At 71.6% G+C, this 4,011-nt stretch carries 1 protein-coding gene and 1 pseudogene; one reads left to right on the forward strand and one right to left on the reverse strand.

Translation table 11 applies throughout. From position 1 onward, the window contains the following. The coding region (locus E1285_RS46240; protein WP_207947267.1) for a hypothetical protein at positions 1–3,107 on the reverse strand (3,107 nt) is incomplete at its 3' end. A 181-nt stretch (positions 3,108–3,288) separates the two neighbouring features. Between E1285_RS46240 and E1285_RS47010 the strand changes: the two are divergent. Further along, positions 3,289–4,011 (forward strand): annotated as a pseudogene (locus tag E1285_RS47010) (hypothetical protein); the annotation flags it as partial.

Below are 4,011 nucleotides of genomic sequence, written 5' to 3' on the forward strand. Positions count from 1 at the left end.
GCCTGGTTCGGTGTGGCGGGCTGGCCGCTCCCGGAGGGCTGGGCAGGCGTGGTGCTGCTGGGCGGTGCAGGGGCGGGGGGCGTCGTACCGCTTCCGCTCCGCTGGCTCGGGTCCAGGTTGTGGTAGCTCCGGTAGTGCGTGGTGGTTACCGGCGGATTCTGGGAGCCGTCGGTTTCCGTCCAGCGAGTGTGGACGACCTCCGGCGTGATCTTCGGATCGTTCGGCTCCGGGAAGAAGTCGATCCGGTCGATCGTGAGGTCGGGGTTGGCGGTGTGCCGTCTTTCGAGCAGGCTCTCGAACGAGTGCCGCCAGCCGGTACCGGGTGTGACGTCCCCACCGGAGTTCCCGCGGTTCGTGGGACTCCACTGCGGGAAGTAGTTGATCCGCTCTCCCGGCCCCCGCGCCTCGTGGGGGAAGATGTGGCCGCCGTCGAAGCTTCCGCCCTTGTACTCGGCCTGGCCCTTGCCGAGGCGGCCGACCTTGCGCTGGACGTTCTCATTGCGCTGCTCGTCGTCCGCGTGCGGCGTGTCGTAGTCGGGGCGTCCGCTGGCCGAGTCCGTCTGCCCCCGGTCGTCGGTGTGGAAGAGGAAGGTGCCCGGGTCGACGCCGTCGTCGCCGAAGTCGCCGCGGCGGGCGCCGTCCGGCGGGTCGAGGGGCGCGTTGGGGTCGGTGGTCTGGAACCGGTCGTGGGGCTCGACGAGGTAGTGGGTGTCCGGGCGCGGCACGCCCCACTTCCTGACGTTGCGGTTGGTGTCGCCCAGTTCGGGGTTGAACCCGTGCTCCTGGTCGCCGTACCACGTGCGGGCGTGCGTGACCTGCCTGTTCGCGTCCGTCCAGAAGACGCCGTGGAGCCTGTTGCCAGGCCCGCGCACCTCGATCCGCGAGTTCGGCGGCAGGTCCCTCCGGGCCGAGAACGGTCCCTGCGTCCCGGCGTCGTAGTCTCCCGGCCACCGCACCGGCGTCGCGTTCGGCGGGTCGAACCTCGTGGCGGACGGCGCGATGCCTTCGTCGCCGCCGGTGTGAGGCTGACCGGCGAAGATGTGCGGCTCGTCGAACCCGAGATCGACCTTGTGGGTGACGCCCGGCTCGGGACGGGTCAGGTCGACGTTGTCGTTCGGGTCGACGACCGGGTTGGCCGGATCGGCCGGTTTGACGTTGGTGACGTGCGTGACGTTGCCGTCGCCGTCCGTGTAGGCCTCGCTTCGAGGAACCCTGTTCCCCGAGCCATCGGTCTGGTAGACGGTGTACTTGGCGCGCGGCTCAAGCGGCGCATGGTCGGCCAGCCGCTCACCGGACCCGAGGTTGATGTTCTCTTCGCGGGTGTACGACGGCGGCGCCCAGTCGGCTTGCTGATGAGGCAGCCCACGCCCGGCCGGAGGATCGGTCCGCCCCTGCGGCTCGCCGTCCCCAGGAGAGGTGTCCCCGCTGTCATCGGTGTTTCCCCGCCTGAAACGAGGATCGCCCTCACCCGGCCTGGCCCCCTCGTCCCCCCGCTCCTGCGTACCGTCCGAGCGCGACGGCCCGTCGTCCCGCGACGGCGCGTTCTCCGACCGCTGTTGCGCGTCATCGGAGCGCGGTGGTGTGTCGTCGCCGCGCGGCTGCGTGCCGTCGGTGCGTGGCTGCGTGTTGTCCGTGCGCGGCGGCGTGTTGTCTGAGTGGGGTGGCGTGTTCTCCGAACGCGGTGGTGCGTTCTCGGCGCGCTGTTGCGGGTCGTTGGTGTGTGGGGGTGGTTCGTTCGTGCGTGGCTCGGCGTCGTCGGTGCGTGGTGGTGTCGTGTCTGAGTGCGGTGGTGCGTTCTCGGCGCGCTGTTGCGAGTCGTTGGTGCGTGGGGGTGTTTCGTCCGAGCGTGACTGGCCGTCGTCGGTGCGCGGTGGCGGGTTCTCGGTGTGTGGTGGCGCGGTGTCGCTGCGTGGTGGCGGGTTGTTCTCGGACGGGTTGGTCTGGTTGGCGGGTGTGGCGTCCGCCGGGTTCTCGGTGGTGTGGTTTTGGGGCGGCGACGTGTTCGGGTCGGGGTTCGGCGAGCCGTCGGGCGGCGGGGTGTTGGTCTGGGCGCCCAGGTGGCGGTCCATGACCTCGCCGATGGCGCGGGCCAGGTCACGAGGGTCGTCGGAGAGGCGGTGCTCGGTGAACGCCTCCGCCATCATCTCGTGCGGATCATTTGATCCGTACGTGGACAGCGCGTCCTCGATCCGCTGCTGTGTGTCGGGGTCATGCGCCTGCGTGGCGTCGTACGGGATGCCCAGGGCATCGGACACGGCCCGGTTCAGGTCGGCGAGCATCTGCGGGTTGTTCAGAAGCTGCTCGCCGAGGTGGTGCCCGAACTCGTGCGTGAACACGCCTTCCGTGGAACCTCCGCCGGGCACGGTGAACCCGCTCCGCTCTTCGTCGGCGCCTTCCTCCGCACGCTGGGCGTTGTCACCGAAGGCATCGTCGTTGATGAAGATGCCCGGCTCGTTGGAATTGGGGGTGGCGTAGGCGAGGACGTCCTCGTTGCCCGGGTCGAGGGCCTGGCTGATGTCCTGGGAGGCGATTTCGGACAGGCCCCGCATCGTGTCGGGGTAGTCGGCGGCGAGCTGCCGGATGGCGTTGTTGATCTCCTGTGCCGCGGCCGGGTCGAGCGGGGCCGACGAGAAGTCGACGGTCGGTGCGTCGTCGCCGAACTGGGCGAGGGCGTCCCGGGCCTGCTGCTCGGCGTCCGCGAGAGCCTGCGACCTGTCCGCCTGACCGTCGCCGGGGGACGTGTCACCTGGTGTGGTGCCATCCTGCGCGGCGCCTTCGGACTCCTTCTTGTGCGGCGCGTCCTCGTCCTGCTGCGGAGGCGCGTCCTGCTGCGGAGGCGCGTCCTGCTGTGAAGGTTGGTCCTGTTGCGCGGGATCGTCTTGCCGTGGTGCCGGGTCGTTGCGGACGACGCCGTCTTCGCCGACGTTCTGGATGGGGCTCGGCTGCGGGCGTCCGCCGGGGTCATCGCGGCCCGGAGCCCGGGACTCGGGGCCCGGCGGCGTCGTCGACCTGGTGCCGCCGGCACCGGAAGGGGTGGACGAACCCGCCGGGGACGGTGAAGGCGTGCCACCGGGGGAGGGTGAGCCGCCCATCGCTCCCATCGGCATGGGTGCGACGAAGCCCGATGGTCCGTTGGAACCGCCTTGGTCTTGTTGTGGCGTGGCGTCCTGAGCCTCGGATGTGCCGTCCGAGCCGCGCGGATTCGGGTCGGCGGCGGTCTCGGTCATCCCGGACTCGGGTGTAGGGGAGGTCCCGGGCTGCTCAGGAGTACTGCCACTGTCCGGGGACGTGCTCCCGTCGCCGGGAGTCTGGGTGCTGCCGGGTGGTGTGCCGCTGTCGGTGGACCCCGGAGCGGGTGAAGCGCCGTCCTGGGACGGGGTACCGGAGCCGGGTGCCTCGCCCCCGGGGGACGGCGTCCCGCTGCCGGGACTGGAGGAGCCGCCGGACGACGAGCCGCCGCCGGTACCGGAGTCGCCGCGGGAGCCGGAGCCGCTCCCCGACGAGGAAGAAGAGGAAGAGGACGACGAGCTTCCGCCGCCCGACGACGGCGTGCCTCCGCCGGCCGCCGGTGCCGCGCCTCCGCCGACGACGCCACCGCCCGTGGGGGCAGGGCCGCCGCCCGATGGGTTGGCGCCGCCGAACGAGCCGGATCCGGCCGGGCCGGTGCCGCCTGGGCCCGACGGGTTGCCGCCGAGGTTCCCGCCAGGGGCGGACCCGCCGTCGGGGGTCGAGGAGGCCAGGGAGGCGTTGCCTCCACCGCCGTCGTCGCCCAGGAGCGTGGCGATGCGGTTGCCGCCACCGGAATCGTTGCCGCCGGAGTTGTTGCCGCCGGGGTTGTTGCCGCCGGGGTTGTTGCCGCCGGGGTTGTTGCCGCCTCCGCCGTCGGTGGACGGGCCGCCTCCGCCGCCGTTCTCACCTCCGCCGGCAGGCGAGGTCGAGGGCGAGGGAGAGATCGAAGGTGAAGGCGAGGGGGAGGTCGACGGGCTCGGATCGTTGGTCGGGGTCGGGGTC

Origin of the sequence: Actinomadura sp. 7K507, assembly GCF_004348425.1 — a bacterium.
Classification (GTDB): domain Bacteria; phylum Actinomycetota; class Actinomycetes; order Streptosporangiales; family Streptosporangiaceae; genus Spirillospora.